Here is a 25,442-nt window from a genome sequence, read left to right on the forward strand (position 1 = left end):
CTGGGTCTGTGATCGTCTGGGAGGTTGGCCACGTGGCGCGGAATCAGCCGGCGGGGACTATGGGGGATGCGGACGCCCGCGCCGAGGAGAACCGGCTCCGCAAGGACCTCGGTTTCTGGGGCCTGACGGCGATCGGCTTCTCCAACATCCTCGGCTCCGGCTGGTTGTTCGCCGCCCTGTACGCCGCCCAGACCGCAGGCCCCGCCGCACTGCTGTCCTGGATCGCGGCCGGCGCTCTCTGCGGCCTGGTGGCGCTGGTCATGGTCGAACTCGGCGCCACCAGGCCGGAGGGCGGCGGCACGGTCCGGTGGCCGCTGTACGCGAGCGGGCGCCTGGTCGGCACGGTCGTCGGCTGGTCCGTCCTGCTCTCCGTGGGCGGCACCGCCGCCGAGATCAGCGCGATCATGCAGTACGCCGCCCACTACGTGCCAGGACTCTACGAAGGCGGCGATCTCACCGCGCCGGGCCTGGGCGTCGCCTCCGCGCTCAGCGTGCTGCTCACCGCGCTGAACTGGTTCGCGGTACGGATGTTCGCCCGCCTGAACAACCTCGTGTCGGTGTTCAAGGTCGTCGTCCCCGTGGTCACCATCGTCGCGCTCTTCCTGTCCGGCACCCACTCGGGCCGCCTCACCGACCACGGCGGCTTCGCCCCGTACGGCTACGCGGCCTGCCTGACGGCACTCGCCGGCGGCGGCATCGTGTACTCAGTGAACGGCTTCCAGGCCCCCCTGGACTTCTCCGGCGAAGCCCGCAATCCGCGCCGCAACGTCCCCGCGGCCGTGCTCACCGGCATCGCCCTCGCGGTGCTGGTCTACCTCGGACTCCAACTCGCGTTCCTGTACACGGTGCCCGACTCGCTCCTCGCGCACGGCTGGCAGGGCGTCAACTTCGACTCGCCGTTCGGCCAGCTCGCCCTGGTGCTCAATCTGCACTGGCTGGCCACGCTGCTCTACGCCGACGCCGTGGTCTCCCCGGGCGGTTCGGCCTACGTGGGCGTCGCCATCGACGCCCGCCACACGTACGCCCTGGCGAAGAACGGCCTGGTGCCGCGGTTCTTCATGCGCATCGACCCCCGGTCCGGCGTCGCGCGCCGCGCACTGGTCCTCAACCTCGTCGTCATCATCGTGTTCATGCTGCCGTTCGGCGGCTGGCAGGACATCGTGAGCGTGATGGGGGACATGTACCTCCTGATCTACGCCGCCTCGGCGGTGGCCGTCGCTTCCTTCCGAGCTCACGACCGGGAGCGCGGAGTGCCCCTCGCGGACGGTCAGGTGCCGGGCGTGCGCTGGATCGCGCCGGTCAGCTTCGCCGTGGCCACCGAGTTCGTCTACTGGTCCGGCTGGGAACATCTGCGGCTGGCCCTGCCCTTGGTCCTGGCCGGTGTCCCGCTGTACCTGCTGCAACGACGCCGGACCGCGCGACGCCTCGTGCGCGAGGAACTGCGTCAAGGGGCCTGGATCGTCTTCCATCTGGCGGCGCTGACCCTGCTGTCATGGCTCGGCACCTTCGGCGGCTCCGGACGTCTGCCGGCCCCGTACGACACCGTCGTGGTAGGCGTCGTATCCCTCGCGGTCTTCGGATGGGCGGTGCGCTCGGGTGCCGCGCACCTGCGCACGGATTCATCGGAGCAGGCGGCGTTCTAGCCTGATCGCTGATCGCTGATCGCTGATCGCCGGTGACCGTCCGTTATCAGGAGTCGGCGAGTCGTTCCATGATTTCCGCGGCCTGGGCCAGGATCCGGCGGTCGGCGGGGGAGACGTGTTCCTCGATGGCCGCTTCCAGCCACGCCTCGCGGTCCGCGGGGATGCGCGAGAGGGTCTCGCGTCCCTCGTCCGAGATCGAGATGAGCGTCTTACGTGCGTCCTTGGGGTCCGGCTCTTTGGTGATGAACCCTTCCCGGCGCAGGGCGGCGACGGTCTCGGCCATCGACTGGGGACGGACGTGCTCGGAAGCCGCCAGCGCGCTGACCGTGGTGGGGCCCTGCTCGGCGATCCGGCTGAGCGTGGTCATCTGCGACCACGTCCAGCGCATGTCACCCGGCGCGGACTCGGTGCGCAGGCGCGCCCGGAGCCGAACCATCGCGTACGGAAGCTGGTGTGCCACATCCCGGGAAAGCGGTGCCGTCATGACTGGAAATCCTATCGCGATGGACGGAGATAGCCAGGAAGCCTGTATAGTTAGCCAGGTAGCCTGTACAGGCAGCCTGGATAGCTTGGGCAGCTGATGTCAGCTGATGCAGATCGATGTCGGTCGATGTCGACCGAGACCGGCTGAAGCCGACGCGGTCAGCCGTCGGCGCGCAGGCCGCCCCAATCCGTGACGCGAAGGAAATCAACCGTGAGTACACCGACCAGCGACCCGACTCTCGTCCCGCGGAAGACCGCACTGATGCTGATGGACCTCCAGCCCGCGGTCCTCGGCCACATCCCCGACCCCGAGCGCCTGATGGAGAAGGCCCAGGAGGCGCTGGCCTGGGCGCGCGAGCACGGCGTCCAAGTGGTGTTCGTACGCGTGGGGTTCGCGCCGGAGGACTACGACTCGATCCCGGACCACCACAAGTCGTTCGGGGCCGCGAAGCAGGGCCGGCTGTTCGCCGAAGCGGATCCGTCAATGGCGATCGATCCCGCCCTGGAGGTGCGCGACGGCGACATCGTCGTCCGTAAGACCCGCTACGGCTCCTTCAGCACCACCGACCTGCATGCCCTCCTCGGCGAGCGGTCGATCGACACGCTGGTGATGGGTGGCATCTCGACGTCCGGCGTGGTCCTTTCGTCGGTCCGCGACGCCTCCGACCGGGACTACCGGATCTTCGTGCTCGCCGACGCCACGGACGACCACGACGAGGAGGTCCACCGGGTCCTCATCGAGAAGGTCCTGCCGAGTCAGGCGGACGTGATCACGACGGCCGACCTGAAGGGTCTGTTCCGCGACGCCTGATCGCCCCTCGCACGTCAATCACGGCTGACCCACGGTCAGCCGTGAACGCGAACGGAGAACCGTGGACGGAGAGCCCATGCCATCGCCATCGCCATCGTCACCAGCAGCCGACCCCGGTGCGCGGGGTGGCCCCGTCCTCGCCGGCGGGTCCGGCGGGTCCGGTCCCGACCGCCGCCGCGGAGCGTTCACGTGGCGATTCGTCACGCCGCTGTACATGAGCTCGGCGCTCAACTCGATCAACAGCTCGCTGATCGCGACCGGTCTCGTGCCCATCGCCCACGCCATGGGCGTGCCGGTCGGCCAGACCGCCGTCCTGGTGTCGGCCCTCTACCTCGCCAGCTCGATCGCTCAGCCCACCGCCGGCAAGCTCGCCGAAGAGCTCGGGCCGCGCCGGGTGTTCCTCGTCGGCATCACGCTGGTGCTCGTGGGCGGCGTCGTCGGCGGCCTCGGCCAGGACATGACGACGCTGACCGTGGCGCGTGTACTGATCGGGATAGGCACCTCGGCCGGGTACCCGGCCGCGATGGTGCTCATCCGCCGCCGTGCCGCCTGGGCCGGGATGAGCGAGCCGCCCGGCAACGTACTCGGCGGACTGTCCATCGCCGGTACGGTCACGGTCGCGATCGGCCCGCCCATCGGCGGACTGCTCATCGCCGTGTTCGGCTGGCGCTCGGCATTCCTGGCCAACCTTCCCGTCACCGTGATCGCGCTCCTCGCGACGATGGCGTGGGTGCCCAGGGACGAGCCGCTCGAACGCCGTCCACTGCGCGAGCTGGCCGGCCGCATCGACGTCACCGGCATCGTGCTGTTCGCCGGGACCATGAGCGCCTTGCTGGTGTTCCTGCTCTCGCTGCCCCATGCGCAGTGGATCCCTCTCGCCCTCGCCGTCGTGCTGGGCATCGTGCTCGTGTCGTGGGAACTGAGGGCGGGCGCGCCGTTCATCGACATGCGGCTGCTCGGGTCGAACCTGGCGCTGACCCGCACCTATCTGCGCGGTGCGCTCACCCTGCTGGCGTTCTACACCGTGCTCTACGGGGTCACCCAGTGGCTGGAGGCGGCCCATGGCCTGTCCAGTCAGGCGGCCGGGCTCGTGCTGCTGCCCATGGGTGTCGTCGCCGCGCTCGTGTCGCGGCCGATCTCGGCCCGCAACCTCGTGCGCGGACCGCTGATCGTCGGCGCCGGCAGCCTCGTACTGGCCTCGGGCGCTGTCCTGCTGTTCACCTCGGCGACCCCCGTCGTCGTCATCGTCGGCGTCACGCTGCTGTTCGCGATCACGCTCGGCACGACCACCGTGGCCAATCAGACCGCCCTCTACACCCAGGCCCCGGCCGAACAACTCGGCACCGCCGCAGGGCTTTTCAGGACCTTCAGCTACTTCGGCTCCATCGCCTCGGCGACCGTGACCGGCATCGTCTTCCGCGACGACGTCACCGACTCCGGGCTGCACGTGGTCGCCGCGATTCTGGCCGGCGTAAGCATCATCGTGCTGGCACTGACCATGCTCGACCGCGCCTTGAAGACCCGCAACGCCTGAATCAACCCGCAGTCCAGGAACCAATCCGCATCCCAGCTCGAACTCGTCTCAGGGGGTGCAGGCTTCGGCGATCGACAGGCTGTTCTCGTAGAGGTGGTGCCGGGTGATCCGGCCGTCCTCGACGATGAGGTGCAGTGCGAACGGGCCCTCGAAAGACTTTCCCGTCGCGCGTACGGTCCCCGAGAGGTGTCCCATCAGGACGGCGCCGGTGCCGTCCACGAGGAAGGTGTCGACCGAGGCGCGCGCGTCCTCGGGCACGGTGTGTTCCATCAACTCCGTGAACTGGGCGGCGCATTCGACAGCGGTGGACCGCGGACGGATCCAGGGGACGGCGGGGTTCTCGGCGAGCAGCCAGTCGACCTCGTCGGCGAAGAGCGTGACGAGCCGCGCGGTGTCCCCGGCGATCCGCGCGGCAAGGAAGTCCTGGACAACGGCCCGCGTGTCCTCGGTGACGGAGCGTGCGGTGCTCGATGAGCGCGCGGTGCTCGCTGAACTCGCGGTCGTGAGAGTGGATGTGACAGACATGACGCTCTCCCTGCGGCTGCGGCCGGATCCTGGCGGGGACTCCCGCCGGTGTGCTCGACCCTTCCAGGGGAGCGGCGGGCAGTCGATTACCCCGGGGGTAATGAGCGGCCATCGCGCCGAGCCAGACCCACCGGGTCCATCGGGTGTGGCGTTTGCCCAGGTCAGGCGTCATGGCCGCATCGCGGTGCCCGGAGTAGATTGGTTGATGTCAAGCAACTGACTCCGGCGGGAGTGATGCCCTGTGGCAAGGACCACCGCTGAGTCGGAGCCGGCCGCCGCGCGGCGGGGTCGTTTCCGTGAGCCAGGGCCGCGTTACAAGTGGATCGCGCTCTCCAACACCACGCTCGGCGTGCTGATCGCGACGATCAACATGTCGATCATGCTCATCGCGCTGCCGGACATCTTCCGGGGGATCGGTGTCGACCCGCTGCAACCCGGCAACACGAGCCTGCTGCTGTGGCTGATCATGAGCTACATGGTGGTCACCGCCGTGCTCGTGGTCAGCTTCGGCCGCCTAGGTGACATGTACGGCAGGGTCCACATGTACAACATGGGGTTCGCGGTGTTCACCGTGTTCTCGGTGCTGCTGTCGGTGACCTGGATGCACGGCACGGCGGGCGCCCTGTGGCTGATCGGCATGCGGGTCCTGCAAGGTGTCGGCGGGGCGATGCTGATGGCGAACTCGAACGCCATCCTCACCGACGCCTTCCCCGCCCGTCAGCGCGGCCTCGCCCTGGGACTGAACCAGGTGGCGGGCATCACCGGATCGTTCATCGGCCTGGTCCTCGGCGGCCTGCTCGGCCCGGTCAACTGGCATCTGGTGTTCCTGGTCTCCGTGCCGTTCGGCCTGTTCGGCACGGTGTGGGCCTACTTGAAGCTGCACGACACGGGCGTACGGGCGGGGGCCCGGCTGGACTGGTGGGGCAACCTCACCTTCGCCGTGGGCCTGATCGCCGTACTGGCCGGCATCACCTACGGCATCCAGCCCTACGGCGGCGACATCATGGGCTGGGCCAATCCATGGGTGGTCGCCGCGATAGCCGGCGGCGTGGCGATGCTGGCCGTCTTCTGTGTGGTGGAGACCAAGGTCCCCGAGCCGATGTTCCACCTCTCGCTGTTCAGGATCCGCGCGTTCACCGCCGGGAACGTGGCCAGCCTGCTGGCGGCGCTAGGGCGTGGCGGCCTGATGTTCATCCTGATCATCTGGCTGCAGGGCATCTGGCTGCCCCGTCACGGCTACGGCTTCGAACAGACCCCGCTGTGGGCCGGCATCTACATGCTTCCGCTGACGGTCGGGTTCCTGGTCGCGGGGCCCTTCTCCGGCTGGGCATCGGACCGGTTCGGTGCCCGGGCCTTCGCCACCGGGGGCATGCTGCTGGCCGCCGCCACCTTCCTGGCTCTGCAGGCGCTGCCGGTCGACTTCAACTATCCGACGTTCGCCCTCGTCCTGCTGCTGAACGGGCTCGGCATGGGCCTGTTCGCGGCACCCAACCGCGCGGCCATCATGAACAGCCTCCCGCCCGATCAGCGTGGCGTGGGCGCCGGGATCAGCACCACGTTCCAGAACTCGGCCACGGTGCTCTCCATCGGCATCTTCTTCTCCCTGATGATCGCGGGTCTGTCCACCGCCCTGCCCGCCGCCCTCACACACGGCCTGACCGCCCAGGGGGTACCCGCCGCCGACGCCGCCAAGGTCGCCGCCCTGCCGCCGGTCGGCGTGCTGTTCGCCTCGCTCCTCGGCTACAACCCGATCCAGACCCTGCTCGGCCCTCACGTACTCGCGCAACTGCCCCCGGGCCACGCCCACTACCTCACCGGGCGCGGATTCTTCCCGGAGCTGATCTCCCAGCCGTTCGCCGACGGCCTGTCCGTGGCCTTTGATTTCGCCATCGCCGCGTGCGTCGTCGCCGCCGTCGCCTCTCTGTTGCGCGGCGGCCGTTACATCCACGACGACCGGTCGCTGCCCCAGGCCGCTGCCCCGCTTCCGGCACCGGCCCCACCCGCACCCGCAGCAGCACCCGCTTCTGCACCTGAACCTGCACCGTCGTCCCCGCCCTCGGCGCCGCCGCCGACGCCCCGATCCGAGGGGCCGCGATGACCTCACCCTTCGACCCCGGGCAGGCGGCGGAGACCGCCGAACGGCTCCGTGCCGCGATCCAGCAGCTCCTCCCCGAACTGCGCGGCCGAAGCACGCGGAGCCAGCTCACGCCCAGCCGGCTGGCCGCACTCGCGGCGCTCTCCGCGCACGGGCCGCTGCGCATCAGCGACCTCGCCACGCGCATGGGCATCGCCCTGTCCACCATCTCCCGGATGGCGGACCTGCTCGACGGCTTCGGATGGATCGAACGCCAGGCGGACCCGAAGGACCAGCGGGCCACCCTGATCGCCCTCAACGACGCAGGCCAGGCGCTCCTTGACGCCACGCGCCGTCAGGCAGCCACGCGTCTCGCCGAGCGGATCGACCAGCTCACCCCCGACCAGCAGCACTCCCTGCACGAGGCCCTGCCGGCGCTGGAAGCTCTCACCGAACAGCAGCCCGGCGAACTGTCGAGGACCAGCCGCCGCTAGGGGCCTTTCGCAGACGGACCCGTCAGTGCCGGTCCACCCGAGGGGCCGGTGTGCGCTGGATGGCGATGACGGCGGCATCATCGCAGAGATGCCCTTGGCAGTGGGCCAGGAGGTCCCGGCGGAGGTGATCCAGGAGTGCTTCCGGGCGATTCTTGGCCCACTGCTCGACTCGCTGCGCCAACGGGTAGAAGACCCCGTTCTCATCGCGGGCTTCGGTGACCCCGTCGGTGTGAAGGATCAGGGTGTCACCGGCGTCGAAGGCGAACTCCTCGACCGGAAACTGCGCGGCAGGCAGCGCGGCCACGCCGAGGGGCGGGGCCGGGTGGGCGCTGGTGAGAGTACGGACGTGGCGCTCGTGCAGCAGTAACGGCGGGGGATGCCCGCAGCAGGTCATGCGGGTCATGCGCCCGTCATTGGGGATTTCCAGGAGCAGGGCGGTGATGAAGTGCTCACCGATCCCGTCCTCCGCATCGACGAAATCGGTGAGGTAACGGGACACACTCCGGTCCAGGGCGCAGGCGAGCGCGGGCAGCGTGGCGTGCTGGTCGGCGACCACGCGGAACGCACCGAGCAGCTGCGCCGACTCGCCGACCGCGGACAGCCCGTGTCCCCGTACATCACCGATGATCATCCGTACGCCGTCGTCGGTGCCTGTCGCCGTGTAGAGGTCGCCGCCGATCTCGGCCTCGTCCTCCGCCGCCAGGTACAGCGAGGTGATCCGCAACGGGCCGATGCGGTGGGGGAGTGGCCGCAGCAGGGCCTTTTGCGCGGTCTCGGCCACCGACCGGACTTTGGCGAGTTCCAGTCTGCGGTGCTCGCGCACGCGGCAGAAGAACACGATCATGGCGGAGAGTACGGCGAGGGAGAAGACCTGCACCATCACATTGCGCGTGGGCAGGACACCGAAACGGACGCCGATGAACACCTGGGCCCCCACCGCCAGGACCCCGATGAATGCCGTGAGGCGGGCCCCCGCGAAGGAGGCTGTGAGAGCGGGCGCCACGACCAGCAGCGGCCCCAGATGCACGTCGGCCGGCACCAGGAGGTCGACGACCGTGATCACCACGATGAGCGCGAGTGGAATCGCCAGCAGCGCGTGACTTGGCTGCCACGGCTGCCACAGACCTCCCAAGCGCCGCCGTAGACCCACCCATCCACTGTGCACCCTTGGCGGGTGCCGTGACGTTTGGACGGCCTTCACCTGTGGTGATTGCGCAGGGTGAGACCTTCCGGTTACGGAGGGCCGCCACGACGACACTGTCCGCGTACGGTCCGCGTCGAGCAGTCTCGCCGATCCTCGCCGTAGAGTCCGGGGCATGGCCCGCAACATCGCCCAGGCCGCAGCGAACGACACGGCCGCCGGGTCTCCCGGCCCGGTCCGTCCCGGAGGGTCTTCGTGAGCGTCTCGATCGTGCTGTTCACCTCCGACCTCCGCGTCCACGACCATCCGCCGCTGCGGGCAGCGCTCCGTGCGTCGGATGAGGTGGTGCCGCTGTTCGTGCGGGACACGGGGATCGAGGCCGCCGGGTATGCGGCGCCCAATCGGGAAGCGTTCCTCGCGGACTGCCTGGGCGATCTCGACGCGGCCTTGCGCGCGTGCGGCGGGCGCCTCGTGGTGAGGTCGGGGGACGTCGCCGGTGCCGTGGCCGGGGTCGCGGCCGAGACCGGGGCGGACGCGGTGCACATGGCGGGTGGCGTCAGCGCGTACGCGCAGCGGCGCGAGGAGCGCCTGCGGAACGTCCTGGAGTCGCAGGGGCGGAGGCTGACCGTTCACGACACGGTCGTGACCGCGGTGGCGCCGGGCGCCATCACTCCGGCGTCGTCGGACCACTTCGCCGTGTTCACGCCGTACTTCCGGCGCTGGTCGCAGCAGCGTCTGCGCGACGTCCTCGCGGCACCGCGCGCGATCCGCGTCCCGGACCGCGTGACCTCGGAGGGGACGCCGTCACGCGCGCGGGTCTGCGGGACCTCGCCGGGCCTCGCGGCGGGCGGGGAGAGAGCGGGCCGCGAACAGCTGACCGCGTGGCTGCGGCGCGGTGTCGGAGGCTACGAGGACGGGCACGACGACCTGCCCGGCGACGCGACGTCACGGCTGTCGCCCCACCTGCACTTCGGCACGCTTTCCGCCGTCGAACTCGTCCATCGGGCGCGCGGAGCGGGCGGTCCGGGCGCCGACGCGTACGTCCGCCAGCTCGCCTGGCGCGACTTCCACCACCAGGTCCTCGCCGCACGCCCGGCCGCCGCGGCGCACGACTACCGCACGCGCCACGACCACTGGCGCTCCGGGCGGGCCGCAGCCCAGGACATCGCTGCATGGCGCGAGGGTCGTACGGGCTATCCGGTGATCGACGCGGCCATGCGGCAGCTGCGTCACGAGGGCTGGATGCACAACCGCGGCCGCCTCCTGACGGCGAGCTTCCTCACCAAGACCCTGTACGTCGACTGGCGGGTCGGCGCCCGGCACTTCCTGGACCTCCTGGTGGACGGCGACATCGCGAACAACCAGCTCAACTGGCAGTGGATGGCGGGGACGGGCACAGACTCGCGCCCCAACCGGGTCCTCAACCCCGTGACGCAGGCGAAGCGTCATGACCCGGACGGCGTGTACGTGCGCCGCTGGGTGCCGGAACTCGCGGGTCTCGCCGGGCCCGCCGTGCACGAGCCGTGGAAGCTGCCCCGGCTCGATCGCGCGAAGTACGCGTACCCCGACCCGATCGTCGAACTCGCCGAAGGGCTTGAGCGATTCAAGCGGGCGCGAGGACTGGACTGAGCCTGTTCGCCGCGCGGCCCGGGGGTCACGATCCGCTCCTCCCGTCCTCTTGCTCTGCACTCCTGTGCCCCCTCCTCCTCGCCCTCCGCATCATAAGCGGATAGATCTATCCGTTTGCTGGTACGGTTACCGGTGACGCCCGTCGGCGTCGTTCTCACGACGGGACAAGATGAGAGGGGTTCCGATGGCGCGCAGAGTGTGGCTTCCGTTGGGGGCGGCCGTCCTGGTGGTGAACGCGGTGCTGTGGGTGGCTGCCGAAGCGATCACCGCGGCGGCCTGGACCGATCCGCCCTACAGCTATGCGACGAACTACATCAGCGACCTGGGTGTGCCGGACTGCGGTACGCGGTTCCAGGGGCGCGACATCTGTTCTCCGGCACATGACTTGATGAACGCGTCGTTCATGGTCCAGGGGATTCTGTTCGCGCTGGGTGTGGTGCTGCTGGCCCGACTCGTCAAGGGGCGCGCCCGTCGTGTGATCACCGCCCTCGCGCTCGCCCACGGAGCGGCGTTCGTGCTGGTGGGGCTCTTCCATGGTTCCGGGGAAAACTCGAACCTCGCCCTGGCCATCCACGTCGGGGCGGCGGCGATCGGCATCCTGTGCGCGAACACGGTGGCCATCTTGGCGGGTTCACTGCCGAGCCTCGGGCTGTCGCCTGCGTACCGCATCTTCAGCGTCACGGTCGGTGTCCTCGGCCTGCTGAGCGAGGTGTTGGTGGGGGTGTCCGCGAGCACGGCGGGGGTGTTCGAGCGTGGTGGCGTCTACTCGTGGCTGCTGTGGGGTGCCGTTACGGGCTTCCTGGTCCTGGTCGAGCGCCGGCGCAGCCCCGCGATGGTGGAGAATGTCGCGGTGTGACCCGGGAAACGCAACGCCCGCTGCGCGCGGACGCGGAACGAAACCGACGGCTGATCATGCAGACAGCCGACCGCATGTTCGCGCAGCGCGGGTCCGCCGTCACCCTCAATGAGATCGCGCGCGAGGCAGGCATCGGAGTCGGCACGGTGTACCGGCGCTTCCCGGACCTTCAGTCGCTGATCGACGCCCTGTTCACCGAGCGGTTCACCACGTTCCTGGATCTCGCGACAGCGGCCGAGCAGCGATCGGACCCCGGGCAGGCGCTCCGCCACTACCTGCTCGAGGCGGCCCGATGGCGAGCCCAGGACCGGGCGCTCGACGTCGTTCTCGCGGGCGCGAGCATCGACACGAAGGCGATCGCCGAGATGCGAGACGACCTTGGCCGCCATGTCGACGGCCTGGTGGCACGGGCGGTTGCCGCGGGCGCCGTCCGCGAGGACTTCGCGAGCGCTGACGTCTACGCCTTCCTGTACATGATCGGCGCTGTTGTCGACCGTACCTACGATGTCGCCCCCGACGCCTGGCGCCGGTACGCGGAGGTCGTGCTGCTGGGCTTCGGCCTGGCACGGGGCCCCGCCGTGCACACCACGGCGATGACCGACGGCCAGATTCGCCGAACATGGCCCAGTCCGCCCAAACACCAACTGGGCGGGGCCAGTTGATTCTTCGGCCCCGCAGCCGGCGCAGCCGTCGTCACGCTCGGCATCGACGGTGCGTGGACACCCAACGGGACCCATGTCAGTGCTTGAGGCCTATTCCAGCTTCTTGAACATGTGGACATCCTCGGCGCCGCCCGGGATTCCCAGGGTCCGGCCGGTCTCGACATATCCGTGGCGCTGGTAGAACCCCGGGGCCTGAAAGGTGAAGGACGATACACAGGCGCGGTCACAGCCTCGCCGGCGCGCTTCCGCCTCCGCCGCCAGGAGGATCTTCGATCCCCACCCGTCCTTACGGCGCTGCTCGTGGATCCAGAGCATCTCGATGCCGAGCAGTCCACCCCACGTCCACCCGGAAAGGCCTCCGACCAGCTCGCCGGAGTCGTCGACAACCTTCACCGACAGTGAACTCTGATCTGCGGCAGTGGTTCCAGTGGCAGGGAAGTTGACCTCGTCAAGGCCCTGCGACAAGCGCTCGTTGAGCTCCGGGTCGCGCTGACCGAAGCTCAACGTCTCACCTGTGTGCTCATGTGTCATGGCGCGGAGTGTGACACATGCACCGCTGTCGCCAGGCCGGCGGCCTGGGCTGGAGCCTGGGGGCAGGCCGGTCTCGCACCGGGCGATGAGTTCCCGCCGGTCCGGGAGTCCACCCAGGTGCAGGCACACTCCCCACGGAAAGGCGCGATCATGAGCAAGCTGATCGTCACCGCGTTCATCACCATGGACGGCGTCATGCAGGCTCCGGGCGGCCCGGGCGAGGACGTCGACGCCGGATTCGAGCACGGCGGCTGGCAAGTCCCTTACGTCGACGAGGAATTCAGGGTCCTGATGACGGAGATCTTCGAGCAGACCGCCGACCATCTCCTGCTCGGCCGGCACACGTACGACATCTTCGCCGCCCACTGGCCCCGCGTGACCGATGAGAACGACCGGATCGCCGTGAAGCTGAACACGATGCCCAAGTACGTCGCCTCACGCACCCTGGACAGTCTGGAGTGGAACAACTCGCATCTCCTCAAGGGCGAGGCCGCCGAGTCCGTCGCCCAGCTCAAGGACCAGCTGGACGGCGTGATCATGACACAGGGCAGCGGCGACCTCATCCGCACCCTGCAGGAGCACGACCTCGTCGACGAGTACCGGCTGCTCATCAACCCCGTCATCCTCGGAACCGGCAAGCGGCTCTTCGCCGAAGGCGCCGCCCCTGTCGCCTGGACGCTCACCGAATCCGGCACCACCGGCGCGGGCGTGCAGGTCTGCGTCTACAAGCGCGCGGGCAAGCCCGAATACGGATCCCTCCAGCTGGACGATCAGGAGTGAGGCCCGATTGGAGAGTCGACTCGGTTCGTTGAGGAACGACTGATCGGGGCGGAGGACAGAAGCGCCAGGAGGACAGAAGTGCCAGGAGGATGGAAGCGGCAGTAGACATCTCGACCTGGGAGCGATGTGGTGACAGGACGATCCGGGCCGTTCTGGGATGCCGTGGAGGGGCGCGCGCCGCTGCCTCGGGCGGCCGTGACCCTGGGGTTGGAGGTCCTCGACGCGGACGGCGACAACGGCACGGTCGAGCTGGCCTTCACCGCGACCGAGGACTTCACCAACCCGGCGGGGAACGTGCTGGGTGCCTTTCTCGCCGCGATGCTCTACGACACGGTCGGTCCCGCCCTTCTGGCCACGCTCGAGCCGGATCAGTTCCAGTCCACGCTGGAACTCAACACCCGTTTCCTGCGGCCCGTCCGCCCGGGCCGGATCATCGGGAAGGGGCGCGTGGTGCACAGGGCAGGGGACATCGCCTTCCTGGAAGCCACCCTCACCGACTCCGGCGGGGCGACGATCGCCACCGCCGGTGCCACGGCCCGCGTCATCCCCCTCGGCCAGGCGCCGACGTCGGCCTGACCCGCACACGAGCTGTGACGAGGCATGAGACGCGAGCCCCCGGCGAGAAGCCGGTGGTCCGTGAACTCACCACTCTTGTCCCGCCGTTGGCCGAGACCCGGCAGGATGAAACGATCTCTCGCATGGCACTACTGAACGAAGCCCAGACCATCGAGGAACGCGGCGAGGCTCTCGTCGCCGCCGCGCTCGCGGGTGACGAGGACACCGCCCGTCGCCACACCGACTTCTTCGTACTCGGCCGTCGGGTCGACGAAGGAATTCCCTACTGGGAGCGGGCGGTTGAGGCGGGAGACGCCTTCTCCGCGTACACCCTCGCCCGCTACCGGAAGATCCGTGGTGACCGCGGGGAGGCCGAGCGGCTCTACCGTCTCGCCGCGGACCGGCACTCCGGATGCGCGTACGGTCTGGCCGTACTGCTCAAGGAGAACGGCGACCCGGAGGCTGCCACGTGGTTCCGGGAAGGCTGGGACATGGGGCGCCTCGACTGCAAGATCGAGCTGGGCAAGCTCCTCGCGGCCGAGGGAAAGCCGGACGAGGCGGCCGAGTTCCTGATGAAGGGCGTGGACATCGGGGACATCGCCGTCTTCCGGTGGGTGCAGGCCTTCGGGCACATCCGCGAGACCTTCGACCGGGTCGCCGACGACCTCGAGGCGGCGGAGGACGCCGAGGACGGCGAGGCCGCGGGTGAGGCGGTGGAGCCGCTGGAGGACATGGACAGCGAGTTCAAGAAGTATCCCGGGCTGATCAACGAGGCCGGGAACTACTTCCGCAGGGCCGGATACCTCAGTCCGGTGGCTCTCGTCGAGCACGCGATCCTCCTCGAGCGGCACCACGCCGAGGACCGCTGGCCCGAGGTCAGCGAACTCCTCCTGCGCTCGCACGCCGAGGGATACGACGGCGCGGCCTTCATCCTGGGCCTGTTCAACGAGGAGCGCGGCGAACTCGCCGAGGCCGAGCACTGGTACGCCATCGCGGCCGACACCGGACACCGTGCCGCGCTGGTGCGGCTCTCCGACCTGTTCCGCCGGCAGCGACGGCTCGATGAGGCCGAGGCCCGGCTGAGGGAAGTCGGCCCGGACGACGAGGTCGTCCCCGACCGGCTCGCCAAGATCGCCGGGCTTCGGGAGGAGGACGAGGTGCCGCCCGAGCAGGATCTGCGGCGCCTGCCGGAGCTGCTCGAGCGGGCCGAAGCGGGGGATGTCCAGGCTTCGTACGCGTACGGGAAGATGCTCTACGAGTGGGGCGGGGCGGCGGCGCGCTGGATGCTTCCTTGGCACGAACCCGCGGCGCTGGCGGGTGACAAGGCGGCTGCGGCCGACCTCAGGTGGCTCTACGGCGACCTGGATGACTCCGTGCGGCGCGACCACTGGAAGCGGATCGCCGCGGAGGCCGGGGACCACGACGCCTGTGGCGCCATGGCCTGGCTCTCCGACTACCACAAGGACTACCAGGAGGCCGAGCGGTGGTACGTCCGCGCCGCAGCCGACAACAGTGCACTGAACGCGATGCCGGCGGGCAAGGCCATCGCCCAGCGCGGCGGGTACGAGGAGGCCGAGCCGTACCTGCGCAAGGCCTGGGAAGAGGGCCGGGGCGAGTCGTTCGGCACCGAGACGGCGGGCTACTACGGCCTCGTCCTGAACCGGACCGGACGCCATGCGGAGGCCGTGGACCTGCTGCGCCTGGCCGCCGAGCACTGGCAGGAGGACGTCAGGTCCCGTTACGACGCGGATGATCTGGACGTCCTGGCCCGGATGCTGGACCCGGAGGAGGAGCTGGCGGCCGCCGAACAGGCGCTGGCGGCGGGCTGAGGGGCGGGGCCCCGTCGGGCGGTTCCACCGCCGGCCCCCGGCTCCTACTGTTCCCGGTCCTCCAGCAGCTGCCCAACAGCCTGTTCCAGTACGGTGATCCGGTCCGCGAGTTCGGCGGCTTCGGGACCGTCCGTCGTCTCCCTGTCCCGCAGCAGGCTTTCCACCTGGGCGAGTTGACGTTCCACGTCGGCAAGACGGTGCAGTTCCACGGCGGGCTTCGTGGGCACGTCGACCGCCAGGAGGCGTGTCAACTGGTCCGCCTGATCGGCGAGTTGGCGGTTCTTGCGATGCAGCTCCAGAAAGACACTGACCTTGGTCCGCAGCAGCCAGGGGTCGAACGGCTTGATCAGGAAGTCGGCCGCGCCGACCGTGTAACCGCGGTACGCGTAGTTCGGGTCGACCGCAGCCCCGGTCAGGAGAATGATCGGGATGTCCTTGGTCTGGTCGAGGCCCTTGATGTTGGCGGCGGTCTCGAAGCCGTTCATGCCCGGCATCAGCACGTCGATGAGCGCGACCGCGAACTCCTGCCGCAGCATCGCCTTGAGCGCCGCCTCGCCCGAGTTCGCGCGGACCACTCGGGCCAGCGAGCCGAGGACGGCTTCGAGGGCGACCAGGTTCTCCTCCATGTCGTCGACGATGAGGATGCTGGAGGCGTCCGCCGCCGCTCCCTGCGGCGCTGTCACGGCGTCCGCCGATCGACGTCGCCGGACGTGTCCGGAGGCGGTTCCGAGGAGGTGTGCGGGTCGAGCAGCCGGCAGATCACCGACAGCAGCCGGTCGACGTCCACCGGCTTCGGGATGTAGTCGTTCGCGCCGCTCTCGATCGCCTTCTCGCGGTCACCGGGCATGGCCTTGGCGGTGAGCGCGATGACCGGCAGGTTCGCGAAGCGAGGGGTGCGCCGCATCGCCGCGATCATCTCGTAACCATCCATTTCAGGCATCATGATGTCCATCAGGACCAGGGATACATCGGGTGTCCGGTCGAGGACTTCGAGCCCCTCGCGGCCGTTCTCGGCGTACTTGACGGTGATTCCGACGCGGCCCAGGACATGGGTCAGTGCGAAGACGTTCCGGATGTCGTCGTCGACGATCAGGATGTGGCGGTTGGCCAGCACCCCGGCGGAGCCGGTCAGCCACTCCTTGAGCCGGGTCGTCTCCGGCCAGCTGGCGTGTTCTTCCATGATGTCGGCGGCTGCGAGGTCGGCGAGATCGTCGGCGGTGCGGGTTGCCGCGCGGGGCACGGAGACCGCGTCCGTGAACACGTCTACCCCCGCGGGGAGTTCCGCCGGGGCCGTACGCCCGCCGACCGGCGAGTCGGGTCCGGTGATGGCCTGCACCGTGCCGCCCGTGGAGAGTGGTTCCACCGCGGGGGACGTGTAGTGCACAGGGACGAAGAGGGTGAAGGTGGAGCCGACGCCCGGCTCGCTCTCGGCCGTGATCCGTCCGCCGAGCAGGGCCGCCATGTCCCGGCTGATGGAGAGGCCGAGACCGGTGCCGCCGTATTTGCGGTTGGTGGCGCCGTCGGACTGCTGGAACGCCTCGAAGATCCCGTCGAGCATCTCCGGCTGGATGCCGATTCCGGTGTCCTTGACGGAGAGGGCGATGACCTCGTCCGCGTCGCGCAGCGTCTCCTCCTCGAAGTCCGCGGGCGTCGCGCGCTCGACGAGCAGTTCCACCCCGCCGGACGAGGTGAACTTCACCGCGTTCGACAGGAGGTTGCGCAGGATCTGCTGGAGGCGCTGCTCGTCGGAGAAGAGTTCGCGCGGGACGTTCTCGCCGACCTTGATGTCGAACGCCAGGCCCCGGTCCCCGGAGAGCGGCTGGAACGTCGCCCGTACGTAGTCGAGCAGTTTGTTCAGCGGCAGCGTCTTGGGGTGCACATCCATGCGGCCCGCTTCGATCTTCGACAGGTCGAGGATGTCGTTGATCAGCTGCAGCAGATCGGAGCCGGCCTGGTGGATGGTGACGGCGAACTCCACCTCCTCGGGGGCGAGCCGTCCGGAGGGATTGTCCGCGAGGAGACGGGACAGCACGAGGAGCGAGTTGAGGGGCGTGCGCAGCTCGTGCGACATGTTCGCCAGGAACTCGGACTTGTACTGGGACGACGTGGCGAGGAGCGCCGCCTTCTCCTCCAGCTTGGCGTTGGTGATCTGCAACTCGTCGGAGCGCTGGCGCAGTTCGGCGGTGAGGCGTTGCGACTCCGACAGAAGCGACTCGGTACGGGAGTTGGCGATGATGGTGTTGATGGAGACACCGATGGTGTTGACGAACTGGTCGACGAAGGCGAGGTGCACCTCGCTGAAGCGGCTGAACGAGGCGAGTTCGATGACACCGAGCACCCGGTCCTCGAAGAGGATCGGCAGGATGACGACGCTGGCCGGAGGCGCGGCGCCGAGGCCGGAGCTGATGGTGATGTAGTCGGTGGGGACCGCGTCGACGAGGATCCGCCGCTTCTCCGCGGCAGCCTGGGTGATGAGGCCCCAGCCGGGCGCGCCGAGGCTGAGCCGGGGGCGCGGCCTGCGGCCTTCTTCCTGGCCGGTTCCGTATCCGGCCAGGAGTTCGAGGTCCTCGCCCGGTTCCGCACCCGCCTCGGCCAGGAAGAACGCACCGTACTGGGCGTTCACCAGAGGGGTCAGCTCGCGCAGGATCAGGTCGGCGACCTCGACCAGGTCGCGGTGGCCCTGCATGAGTCCGGCGATACGGGCCAGGTTGGACTCCAGCCAGTCCTTGGCGCGGGTCGTCTCACGGAGGTTCGCCACCATGAGGTTGATGTTGTCCTTCAGGGTGGCGACCTCGCCCTGGGCCTCCACCGAGATGGAGCCGGACATGTCGCCCTGTGTGACGGCGCTGGCGACCTCGGCGATCGCTCGCACCTGTGTGGTCAGGTTCAGGGCCAGTTCGTTGACGCTGGTGGTCAGGCGCTTCCATGTCCCGTAGACGCCCTCCACACGGGCCTGGCCGCCCAGCTGCCCCTCGGAGCCCACCTCGCGGGCCACACGCGTGACCTCGGAGGCGAACGCGGAAAGCGTGTCGACCATCGTGTTGATCGTGGTCTTGAGCTCCAGGATCTCGCCGCGTGCGTCGACGTCGATCTTCTTGGACAGGTCACCGCGCGCGACGGCGGTGGCGACCTGGGCGATGTTGCGGACCTGGGAGGTCAGGTTGTCGGCCATGAAGTTCACGTTGTCCGTGAGGTTCTCCCAGACCCCGGACGCGCCGTGGACCTGGGCCCGGCCACCGAGCCGCCCCTCGGTACCGACCTCGCGGGCCACGCGGGTCACCTCGTCGGCGAACGCCCTCAGCTGCTGGACCATCGTGTTGACGGTGTCCTTCAGCTCCAGGATCTCGCCGCGTGCGTCGACATCGATCTTCTTGGACAGGTCACCGTTGGCGACGGCGGTGGTGACCTGGGCGATGTTGCGGACCTGGGAGGTCAGGTTGAGCGCCATGAAGTTCACGTTGTCGGTGAGGTCTTTCCACACCCCGGATGCACCTCTGACCTGGGCCTGACCGCCCAGGTTGCCCTCCGTGCCGACCTCACGGGCCACACGCGTGACTTCGTCCGCGAAGGCGGAGAGCTGGTCGACCATCGTGTTGATCGTCGACTTCAGTTCAAGGATCTCTCCCTTGGCCTCCACGGTGATCGTCTTCCCGAGGTCGCCCTCGGCGACGGCGGTGGCGACCTGGGCGATGTTGCGCACCTGGGAGGTCAGGTTGTCGGCCATGAAGTTGACGCTCTCCGTCAGGTCCTTCCAGACCCCGGACACGCCCCTGACCTGGGCACGGCCGCCGAGCTGGCCCTCGGTGCCGACCTCGCGGGCGACCCTGGTGACCTCGTCGGCGAAGGCGGAGAGCTGGTCGACCATCGTGTTGATCGTCGACTTCAGCTGAAGGATCTCACCGCGCGCGTCCACGGTGATCTTCTGGCTCAGGTCGCCGTTGGCGACGGCGGTGGTGACCTGGGCGATGTTGCGGACCTGGGAGGTCAGGTTCGACGCCATGAAGTTCACGTTGTCGGTGAGGTCCTTCCAGACCCCCGATGCGCCCCTGATATGGGCACGGCCGCCGAGCTGGCCCTCGGTGCCGACCTCGCGGGCGACCCTGGTGACCTCGTCGGCGAACGCCCGCAGCTGGTCCACCATCGTGTTGACGGTGAGCTTCAGCTCCAGCAGCTCGCCGGTGGCCTCGACGGTCACCTGCTGCGTCAGGTCTCCGCGTGCCACGGCCGTCGTCACCACGGCGATGTCCCGGACCTGTGCCGTCAGGCGCGACGCCATCGTGTTGACCGCCTCGGTCACGTGGAGCCAGTCGCCGGACAGGCCCTGCGCCTTCGCGCGGCCGCCCAGCCGCCCCTCTGTGCCGACCTCGCGGGCGACCCGGGTCACCTCGCCGGTGAACAGCGACAGCTGGTCCACCATGCGGTTCACGCCGATCCCCAGGCGTCGCAGGTCACCACGGAGCTGGCGGCTTCCGTCGTGCAGATCGACGTGCTGGGTCAGATCGCCGTCCGCGACGGCGTCGAGAACCCGTGTGGCCTTGGCGACCGGCCCCACCAGCGCTTCGATCGCCGTGTTGGCGGCCTCGACATTCGTCGTCCAGGTGCCCGAGCCCGGACTCGCCGAGATGCGCTCGTCCAGCCGGCCCCGCCGGATGATCTCGTGCCGGACGCGCTGGAGTTCCGTGGCGAGATGGCCGTTGCGCGCGATGATCTGGTTGAGGACCGCGCCCATCTCGGCGACCACGGGGTCCAGCGGGGCGGCATCTTCCCCCGAAGCTTCCGCACGCTCCGTGAATTCACCGTCGCGCAGGGCCTTCATCGCGGCGAGGAGCGGGCGCAGCTCACTCGTACGGACCCATTGTCCGGAGTCCGTCGTGCCTGCCTGGGCGGCCTGGGCAGCCTGGCCCGCCTGGGCCGCGTCGGGCCGAGTCGTGTCCATGGTCATGAACCACCCTCCGCCCGGAGTTCGTCGCGCACACCAGCGGCATGTATGAGCATGTTTGTCATATTATAAGGGGCGCGAAAATAGTTCTCCCAGGCGCTGTTGGCGGACCCCAGGGGGCGTCGTGATCCCGTTGCCCGCACACTCGGCTGAATTCGTGTGCAGCAAGGAGTTGCCGGCGAACCAGCTCGCGTCCGCACAGGCGCGGAGATTCCTGCGCGAGCTGCTCACAGGCAGGATGCCGACCACCTCGACGACTCCTGACCAGGACGCGGTTCCCGCTCCCGGGGCCGTCCCCCAGGGACTCGTCGACAACGCGGTCCTGCTGGTCAGCGAGCTGGTCACCAACGCCGTCGTGTACGCCGGCACCGACATCGACGTGGTCTGCCGCCTGGAGCGGGACCCGGACACCGGCGTGGCCGTCGTCGTGGAGGTCGTGGACCGCCACCCCTCCAGAGGCGTACGCGCCGCGGCTGACGCACGGCACGGCGAGCCCGGCTACGGCCTCCAGCTGGTGAGCGCGCTCTCGCAGGCCTGGGGAGTGACGTACCGCAGGTCGGAGAAGCGGGTGTGGTTCCGGCTGGAGTCCTCGTCCGCGCAGCCGGGATCCGTGACCCCCGACGCGGCTCCGGCCGATACCGGCGAGAGCGGTGGACCCAAGGCCGTGCGCGCCGAACCCGGTGGTGCGAGGCCGCCGGACCACCTGGCGCTCAGCCATGGGTACGCGGCCGAATGGGTCGACCGCAGCGGCCCGTCGTTCCTCGCCGAGACCAGCGAGCTTCTCGCCGGGCAGCTGGACCAGGGCATGGTCGCCGCGCTCGCGGCCCAGCTGCTCGTACCCCGGCTCGCGGACTGGTGCGGCATCTGGCTGAAGACCCAGGGGAGGGGTCTGAAACTGTCCCGGGTCTGGCACGTCGACGAGCGGCGCATCGTGCCGCTGCGTGAGGAGCTGGAGCGGATCGCGCTGTCCGCCGGAATCCGGGCCGGCGGAACGCCCTGGCCCTGGCCGGAGAGCGCCGGGTCCGACCGCGCGGGTGGGTCGGCGTTCGCCTTCCCGCTCACCGTCCGTGACACGGACGTGGGGGTACTGCTGCTCGGCCGGACCGGCCAGCTGCACATGACCGACGCAGTGGTGCGCATGGTGGACGACGTCGCCCGCCGCGTCGCGCAGGCCGTGTACACCGCCCGCCAGTACACGAGACAGACCACCATCAGCGTCGCCCTCCAGCGCAGACAGCTGCCGGCGACCCTGGCCAGCATCGCGGGAATCGACACCGCGATCGTCTACGAGCCGCACGGCGAGGGCCAGACCGTCGGCGGCGACTTCTACGACATCTTCCCGAAGGGCGAAGGCCGCTGGTGCTTCCTCCTCGGGGACGTGCAGGGCAAGGACCCGGAGGCGATGTCCGTCACCGGTCTCGCCCGGCACCTGGTGCGGCTCCTGGCGCGCGAAGGCCACGGCGTCGAATCGGTGCTCGACCGGCTGAACATCGCCATGGCGGAGGAGAGCGCCGAGGCCCTCACGGCCGACGGCGAGCAGGCCGCCACGCGCTTCCTGAGCCTGTTGTACGGGGAGCTGGCCGTCGACCCCGCGCTGGCAGGGGCCCGCTGCCGGGTCGCCAGTGCCGGCCACCCCCCGCCCCTCCACATGTTCGCCGACGGCAGAGTGGAACCGGCCTGCGAACCCCGGATGCTGCTCGGCATCGACGAGGGCGCCGAATTCCGGGCCAGCACCTTCTATCTCGCGCCCGGTGAAACGCTGCTGTGCGTGACCGACGGCGTCACCGAACGACGCCGCGGCAACTGGCAGCTGGACGACGAAGACGGTCTGGCGGACGTCCTGCGCCAGGGCATGGGACTCGGCGCGAAGGCCCTCGCGGAGCATGTGCGCCGAGCGGCACACGACTTCGGTACGGGCCCTGTCGAAGACGACCTGTCGGTGCTGGTGCTCCAGGCGCCGGCGGTCGACGCACGCATGCGCCGCGCCCCGGAGCCACGGCCTGACTCCTGACGTCGTGGTTCAGGCCGTCCGCCACGGTCGGTGAAGTCGGGGGTTCCCCTTCCATCGGCAGGTGCAGGGACCATACTGGTCAGGCCCCCAGTCACCCACAGAACGAATCCATGGCCAAGAACAGCAACTCCTCGACCACCGCCCCCGACACCGCGTGGCTGGGGCGCGGGCGCCATCTCGGGCCCGAGCCCGAGCAGGACGTCCGGCGCAACCTGATCGCCCTCAAGGCGGCCGGGGTACTCGACGACTTCCTGGACCTCGACCCCGTCGAGGCGGCCCGCTCCACCGTCCTGCACCCGAGGGACGGGGCCGCCGACCCCGGCCCCTCGGCCCGCCGCCTCTTCGAGGCCCGCTGGCGCGTCGCCGACGACGTCACGGTGCGCGCACAGCTGACGACGTACGACCCCGAGGCCCGCCGCAAGGAAGGCGAGGGCGTCATCTGGATCCTCGCCGCCGAGGCGGAGCGCGCGTGGGACGCGCACTGGCCCTCGCCCGCCACCATGTTCTGGCCCGACAGCGACCAGGTCGACTGGGACCACGACACGGTGCGCGGCGTGCGCCTGAGGGCGGCGAACTACCTGCCCAAGGACGACGACGAGCTGCGCCACCGGCTCCGGGACTGCACCCGTGACAGCTGGTTCATCCATGTCGTGGTGCACGAGGCGATGACGCCGGACGCGATGGGGCAGAAGCCCGTCTCGGCGTTCCTGCCGCCGAGCCTGCGGCACCGGGTGATCGAGCACCGGGGCACCCCGGCCCAGGCCCAGATCGCCGACGTCGCGATGAAGCGGGAGCTGAGCGTGCGGATGCCGCGCGGCGGCGCCGTCGTCCTGCCGTCGGTGCCGCCCGTCCCGGATTACGCAGCGGAACGTTTCACGGTGCGCAGTGTCTTCCTCGACGGCTCGGAGCCGACCGAACTCCTCGACAAGGTCAAGGAGTTCGCCGCGCTGCCCCGCCCGCTGCCGGTCGACGCCGAGCAGGCCCTGACACGCCTGCGTCAGGGCTGGCACCTGCTCACCCCGGACGAGGAGCTGGTCCACGCGCAGGGCATGGTCGTCCGGTACGCCGAGGCACTGGAGGCCATGACGAAGTCCTGTGACCTGTACCGAGAGGCGGCCGAGGCGGCGCAGGCCGCCCTGGCGGAAGCGACCGGCGGCTCCGGCGTGCCCCGGCCGGCCGACCTCGGGGGGGTCAAACCGGACGGCTCACCGCTGACCGCCTTGACGAAGGCGTTCGGCCGCTTCCGGGGGCCGGGCAAGTAGGCGGCGGCGACACCCTTCCGGCACGGCGAAGCCCTTCCGGCACGGCGACGTCCTGCGGGTGAGGTGACGTCCTTCGGGTACGGCCGAGCGGTGGTCAGGCCAGTTGGCTGATCATGCGGGCGTTGAAGGTGCCGGTCGCGGTCGCCGATGCGATCTTGCTGAGGGACGACCGATGACTTCCGGCCGCCCGGGGAGTCAGCACTTCCAGACAGGCACCAGATCCGTCCGGAGGCACCATGTCCACCACCGAGAACGCCCTGCCGCCCATCGTCGACGCGGCCACCTGGCAGAAGGAGCTGGCCGCGCTGCGCGTCCGGGAGAAGGCGGCCACCCGGGAGCTCGACGCGATCGCCGCCCAGCGTCGCCGGCTGCCGATGGTGGAGATGCCCGACTACGTACTGGAGGGCGAGGACGGTCCGGTCCGCCTCGCCGAGATCTTCGGAGACCACCCGCAGCTGATCGTCTACAACCACATGTGGTTCGACGACGCGGAGTGGCAGTGCAGCGGCTGCACGGGCTTCACGACCCAGTTCACCCGGCTCATGGGTCTGGAGAAGTTCGACGCCCGGTTCGTGATCGTCACCCAGGGTCCGATCGACGAGGCGCTCGCCTACAAGCGCAGGGTCGGGAACGAGATGACGTGGTACTCGACGGCGAACAGCTCGTTCGGCAGCGATGTCGGCGCCGCGCCGAACGCCGGATTCGCGGTCAACGTGTTCCTGCGCGACGGCGACAAGGTGTACCGGACCTGGCACACGGACGGACGCGGCACCGAGCAGTTGAGCCATCTGTTCGGCCTGGTCGACCTGCTGCCGTACGGCCGCCAGGAGGTGTGGCAGGACTCGCCGGAGGGCTGGCCGCAGCAGCCGACGTACAGCCGGTGGGCACAGTCGGAGGAGATCGCGGCGGCATACGGTGAGAACGGCTGACCTCACCCGTCCGGGGTCCGCGTGCGCGCTCAGCTGATGCCCGTACCGCAGTCCGCGCGGATACCGGCGCTCGCGGCCGGGGAGTCGTCCGCCTGGATGCCGGCGACCTCGACCGTGACCGCCAGGCGGTAGTTGCAGTGCCGCCGCGTCCGCGTGGGCAGGGTGTTGAGACGGTTCCGTGGGCCTGGTGCTGGGCGGCTGTCCAGGGGGTGCGGCCGCGCTTGCTGTAGGCGCGCCAGCCGGACCAGCTGTCCCGCTGGATCTCGTGGTGCTGCCGGATCCGCGCAGGGTGGCCCGAGCAATGTGTGCGGAAGCCTGGGGAGTGGATCGTCGCGCGGGGCGTGGCGCCGCCGAGCGTGATCTCGCCGTCCTGTGCGACGGAGGAGACGGTGGTGGTGTAGCACCAGCCGTGCATCTTGATGATGCTGACGTTGTCGCACTCGGTCTGGCCGGCGGGTGCGTGATAGCTGTTGCCCCGGACGGACTTGGGGTCCTTGGGGGCGGCGTCGACATCACGGATCGTCATGCGCAGGGATCCGCCGGGCAGTTCCCCGGCCCGCCAGGCACTCTTCGTCCGGAGCGGCTCGCCGGCGGCTCTCGGACTCGCGCCGGCGACCGCGCTGCCGGAGGCACAGGGCGTTGGTGTCGAGGGGAGGGCGGAGTGCTGCCCCGTGTCCGACCGGCAGCCGGAGACGGTCAACGGGGCGGCCGTTGCTATGACGGCCAAGCAGCTCGGTTCATCGATGGTTCCTCT

At 69.6% G+C, this 25,442-nt stretch carries 20 protein-coding genes; 14 read left to right on the plus strand and 6 right to left on the minus strand.

Annotated features, from left to right (window positions below; all coding sequences use genetic code 11):
- The first annotated feature begins 59 nt into the window (after positions 1-59).
- Positions 60-1,643 (plus strand): APC family permease, encoded by a 1,584-nt coding sequence (locus ACIPWY_RS32320; RefSeq protein WP_362909460.1) that lies wholly within the window; start codon positions 60-62, stop codon positions 1,641-1,643.
- Between the two features lie 46 nt (positions 1,644-1,689).
- Here ACIPWY_RS32320 and ACIPWY_RS32325 read toward each other — a convergent pair whose 3' ends face one another.
- Positions 1,690-2,127, minus strand: coding sequence for a MarR family winged helix-turn-helix transcriptional regulator (locus ACIPWY_RS32325; RefSeq protein WP_389543994.1), 438 nt, complete (start codon positions 2,125-2,127; stop codon positions 1,690-1,692).
- A 210-nt stretch (positions 2,128-2,337) separates the two neighbouring features.
- On the opposite strand from ACIPWY_RS32325, the gene ACIPWY_RS32330 reads away from it, so the two are divergent.
- Together ACIPWY_RS32330 and ACIPWY_RS32335 are read left to right on the plus strand one after the other, a co-directional pair.
- Complete coding sequence (locus ACIPWY_RS32330) at positions 2,338-2,937, plus strand: isochorismatase family cysteine hydrolase (RefSeq protein ID WP_362909464.1); 600 nt, start codon at positions 2,338-2,340, stop codon at positions 2,935-2,937.
- A 214-nt stretch (positions 2,938-3,151) separates the two neighbouring features.
- A complete protein-coding gene (locus ACIPWY_RS32335) occupies positions 3,152-4,471 on the plus strand; it encodes an MFS transporter (RefSeq protein ID WP_401536179.1) in 1,320 nt (439 codons plus the stop codon).
- Between the two features lie 48 nt (positions 4,472-4,519).
- On the opposite strand, the gene ACIPWY_RS32340 is transcribed toward ACIPWY_RS32335, so the two are convergent.
- The gene (locus ACIPWY_RS32340) at positions 4,520-4,996 is read right to left on the minus strand and encodes a nuclear transport factor 2 family protein (protein ID WP_393702233.1); all 477 of its coding nucleotides are present in this window, start codon (positions 4,994-4,996) and stop codon (positions 4,520-4,522) included.
- Positions 4,997-5,237: 241 nt separating this feature from the next.
- Between ACIPWY_RS32340 and ACIPWY_RS32345 the strand changes: the two genes are divergently transcribed.
- The gene (locus ACIPWY_RS32345) at positions 5,238-7,094 is read left to right on the plus strand and encodes an MFS transporter (RefSeq protein ID WP_393702231.1); all 1,857 of its coding nucleotides are present in this window, start codon (positions 5,238-5,240) and stop codon (positions 7,092-7,094) included.
- Entirely contained in the window at positions 7,091-7,564 is a 474-nt protein-coding gene (locus tag ACIPWY_RS32350; protein WP_393702229.1) for a MarR family winged helix-turn-helix transcriptional regulator, read from the plus strand. The genes ACIPWY_RS32345 and ACIPWY_RS32350 overlap by 4 nt, the downstream gene beginning before the upstream one ends.
- A gap of 22 nt (positions 7,565-7,586) precedes the next feature.
- Here ACIPWY_RS32350 and ACIPWY_RS32355 read toward each other — a convergent pair whose 3' ends face one another.
- On the minus strand, positions 7,587-8,630 hold the full coding sequence (locus ACIPWY_RS32355; protein ID WP_393702227.1) for a PP2C family protein-serine/threonine phosphatase: 1,044 nt from the start codon (positions 8,628-8,630) through the stop codon (positions 7,587-7,589).
- Positions 8,631-8,960: 330 nt separating this feature from the next.
- Here ACIPWY_RS32355 and ACIPWY_RS32360 point away from each other — a divergent pair, with 330 nt between their 5' ends.
- The 3 genes from ACIPWY_RS32360 to ACIPWY_RS32370 all read left to right on the plus strand — a co-directional run bounded on the left by ACIPWY_RS32360 (position 8,961) and on the right by ACIPWY_RS32370 (position 11,852).
- Positions 8,961-10,334, plus strand: coding sequence for a cryptochrome/photolyase family protein (locus ACIPWY_RS32360; RefSeq protein ID WP_393702225.1), 1,374 nt, complete (start codon positions 8,961-8,963; stop codon positions 10,332-10,334).
- Positions 10,335-10,518: 184 nt separating this feature from the next.
- The gene (locus ACIPWY_RS32365) at positions 10,519-11,190 is read left to right on the plus strand and encodes a DUF998 domain-containing protein (protein ID WP_401536183.1); all 672 of its coding nucleotides are present in this window, start codon (positions 10,519-10,521) and stop codon (positions 11,188-11,190) included.
- Positions 11,187-11,852 (plus strand): helix-turn-helix domain-containing protein, encoded by a 666-nt coding sequence (locus tag ACIPWY_RS32370; protein ID WP_362909476.1) that lies wholly within the window; start codon positions 11,187-11,189, stop codon positions 11,850-11,852. Before ACIPWY_RS32365 ends, ACIPWY_RS32370 begins: the two co-directional genes overlap by 4 nt.
- 90 nt (positions 11,853-11,942) lie before the next feature.
- On the opposite strand, the gene ACIPWY_RS32375 is transcribed toward ACIPWY_RS32370, so the two are convergent.
- Positions 11,943-12,383, minus strand: coding sequence for a GNAT family N-acetyltransferase (locus tag ACIPWY_RS32375; protein WP_393702220.1), 441 nt, complete (start codon positions 12,381-12,383; stop codon positions 11,943-11,945).
- A gap of 150 nt (positions 12,384-12,533) precedes the next feature.
- Between ACIPWY_RS32375 and ACIPWY_RS32380 the strand changes: the two genes are divergently transcribed.
- The 3 genes from ACIPWY_RS32380 to ACIPWY_RS32390 all read left to right on the plus strand — a co-directional run bounded on the left by ACIPWY_RS32380 (position 12,534) and on the right by ACIPWY_RS32390 (position 15,547).
- Positions 12,534-13,163, plus strand: a complete 630-nt coding sequence (locus tag ACIPWY_RS32380; protein WP_362909480.1) for a dihydrofolate reductase family protein — start codon at positions 12,534-12,536, stop codon at positions 13,161-13,163.
- A gap of 129 nt (positions 13,164-13,292) precedes the next feature.
- The gene (locus ACIPWY_RS32385; protein WP_362909481.1) at positions 13,293-13,739 is read left to right on the plus strand and encodes a PaaI family thioesterase; all 447 of its coding nucleotides are present in this window, start codon (positions 13,293-13,295) and stop codon (positions 13,737-13,739) included.
- 122 nt (positions 13,740-13,861) lie between these two features.
- Positions 13,862-15,547 (plus strand): sel1 repeat family protein, encoded by a 1,686-nt coding sequence (locus ACIPWY_RS32390; RefSeq protein ID WP_393702217.1) that lies wholly within the window; start codon positions 13,862-13,864, stop codon positions 15,545-15,547.
- Positions 15,548-15,591: 44 nt separating this feature from the next.
- On the opposite strand, the gene ACIPWY_RS32395 is transcribed toward ACIPWY_RS32390, so the two are convergent.
- Positions 15,592-16,230, minus strand: coding sequence for a two-component system response regulator (locus ACIPWY_RS32395; RefSeq protein WP_393702215.1), 639 nt, complete (start codon positions 16,228-16,230; stop codon positions 15,592-15,594).
- Positions 16,227-20,489 (minus strand): HAMP domain-containing protein, encoded by a 4,263-nt coding sequence (locus tag ACIPWY_RS32400; protein WP_393702213.1) that lies wholly within the window; start codon positions 20,487-20,489, stop codon positions 16,227-16,229. Before ACIPWY_RS32400 ends, ACIPWY_RS32395 begins: the two co-directional genes overlap by 4 nt.
- 154 nt (positions 20,490-20,643) lie before the next feature.
- Between ACIPWY_RS32400 and ACIPWY_RS32405 the strand changes: the two genes are divergently transcribed.
- The 3 genes from ACIPWY_RS32405 (at position 20,644) to ACIPWY_RS32415 (ending at position 24,688) form a co-directional block, all read left to right on the plus strand.
- Positions 20,644-22,497 carry a SpoIIE family protein phosphatase gene (locus tag ACIPWY_RS32405; RefSeq protein WP_393702211.1) on the plus strand — a complete coding sequence of 618 codons (1,854 nt, stop codon included), beginning with the start codon at positions 20,644-20,646 and terminating at the stop codon, positions 22,495-22,497.
- Between the two features lie 110 nt (positions 22,498-22,607).
- Entirely contained in the window at positions 22,608-23,759 is a 1,152-nt protein-coding gene (locus ACIPWY_RS32410) for a hypothetical protein (protein ID WP_393702209.1), read from the plus strand.
- A 236-nt stretch (positions 23,760-23,995) separates the two neighbouring features.
- On the plus strand, positions 23,996-24,688 hold the full coding sequence (locus ACIPWY_RS32415) for a DUF899 family protein (RefSeq protein ID WP_362907074.1): 693 nt from the start codon (positions 23,996-23,998) through the stop codon (positions 24,686-24,688).
- The last annotated feature ends 754 nt before the right edge of the window (positions 24,689-25,442 follow it).

The organism is Streptomyces sp. NPDC090032, from assembly GCF_044748025.1.
Classification (GTDB): Bacteria; Actinomycetota; Actinomycetes; order Streptomycetales; family Streptomycetaceae; genus Streptomyces.

Excerpts from the sequence above, each read along its gene's own strand:
- ACIPWY_RS32380 (WP_362909480.1), top strand. The coding sequence starts at position 12,534 with ATGAGCAAGCTGATCGTCACCGCGTTCATCACCATGGACGGCGTCATG.
- ACIPWY_RS32325 (WP_389543994.1), bottom strand. The coding sequence starts at position 2,127 with ATGACGGCACCGCTTTCCCGGGATGTGGCACACCAGCTTCCGTACGCG.
- ACIPWY_RS32390 (WP_393702217.1), top strand. The coding sequence starts at position 13,862 with ATGGCACTACTGAACGAAGCCCAGACCATCGAGGAACGCGGCGAGGCT.
- ACIPWY_RS32415 (WP_362907074.1), top strand. The coding sequence starts at position 23,996 with ATGTCCACCACCGAGAACGCCCTGCCGCCCATCGTCGACGCGGCCACC.
- ACIPWY_RS32400 (WP_393702213.1), bottom strand. The coding sequence starts at position 20,489 with ATGACCATGGACACGACTCGGCCCGACGCGGCCCAGGCGGGCCAGGCT.
- ACIPWY_RS32335 (WP_401536179.1), top strand. The coding sequence starts at position 3,152 with ATGAGCTCGGCGCTCAACTCGATCAACAGCTCGCTGATCGCGACCGGT.
- ACIPWY_RS32340 (WP_393702233.1), bottom strand. The coding sequence starts at position 4,996 with ATGTCTGTCACATCCACTCTCACGACCGCGAGTTCAGCGAGCACCGCG.
- ACIPWY_RS32320 (WP_362909460.1), top strand. The coding sequence starts at position 60 with ATGGGGGATGCGGACGCCCGCGCCGAGGAGAACCGGCTCCGCAAGGAC.
- ACIPWY_RS32410 (WP_393702209.1), top strand. The coding sequence starts at position 22,608 with ATGGCCAAGAACAGCAACTCCTCGACCACCGCCCCCGACACCGCGTGG.
- ACIPWY_RS32365 (WP_401536183.1), top strand. The coding sequence starts at position 10,519 with ATGGCGCGCAGAGTGTGGCTTCCGTTGGGGGCGGCCGTCCTGGTGGTG.
- ACIPWY_RS32350 (WP_393702229.1), top strand. The coding sequence starts at position 7,091 with ATGACCTCACCCTTCGACCCCGGGCAGGCGGCGGAGACCGCCGAACGG.
- ACIPWY_RS32375 (WP_393702220.1), bottom strand. The coding sequence starts at position 12,383 with ATGACACATGAGCACACAGGTGAGACGTTGAGCTTCGGTCAGCGCGAC.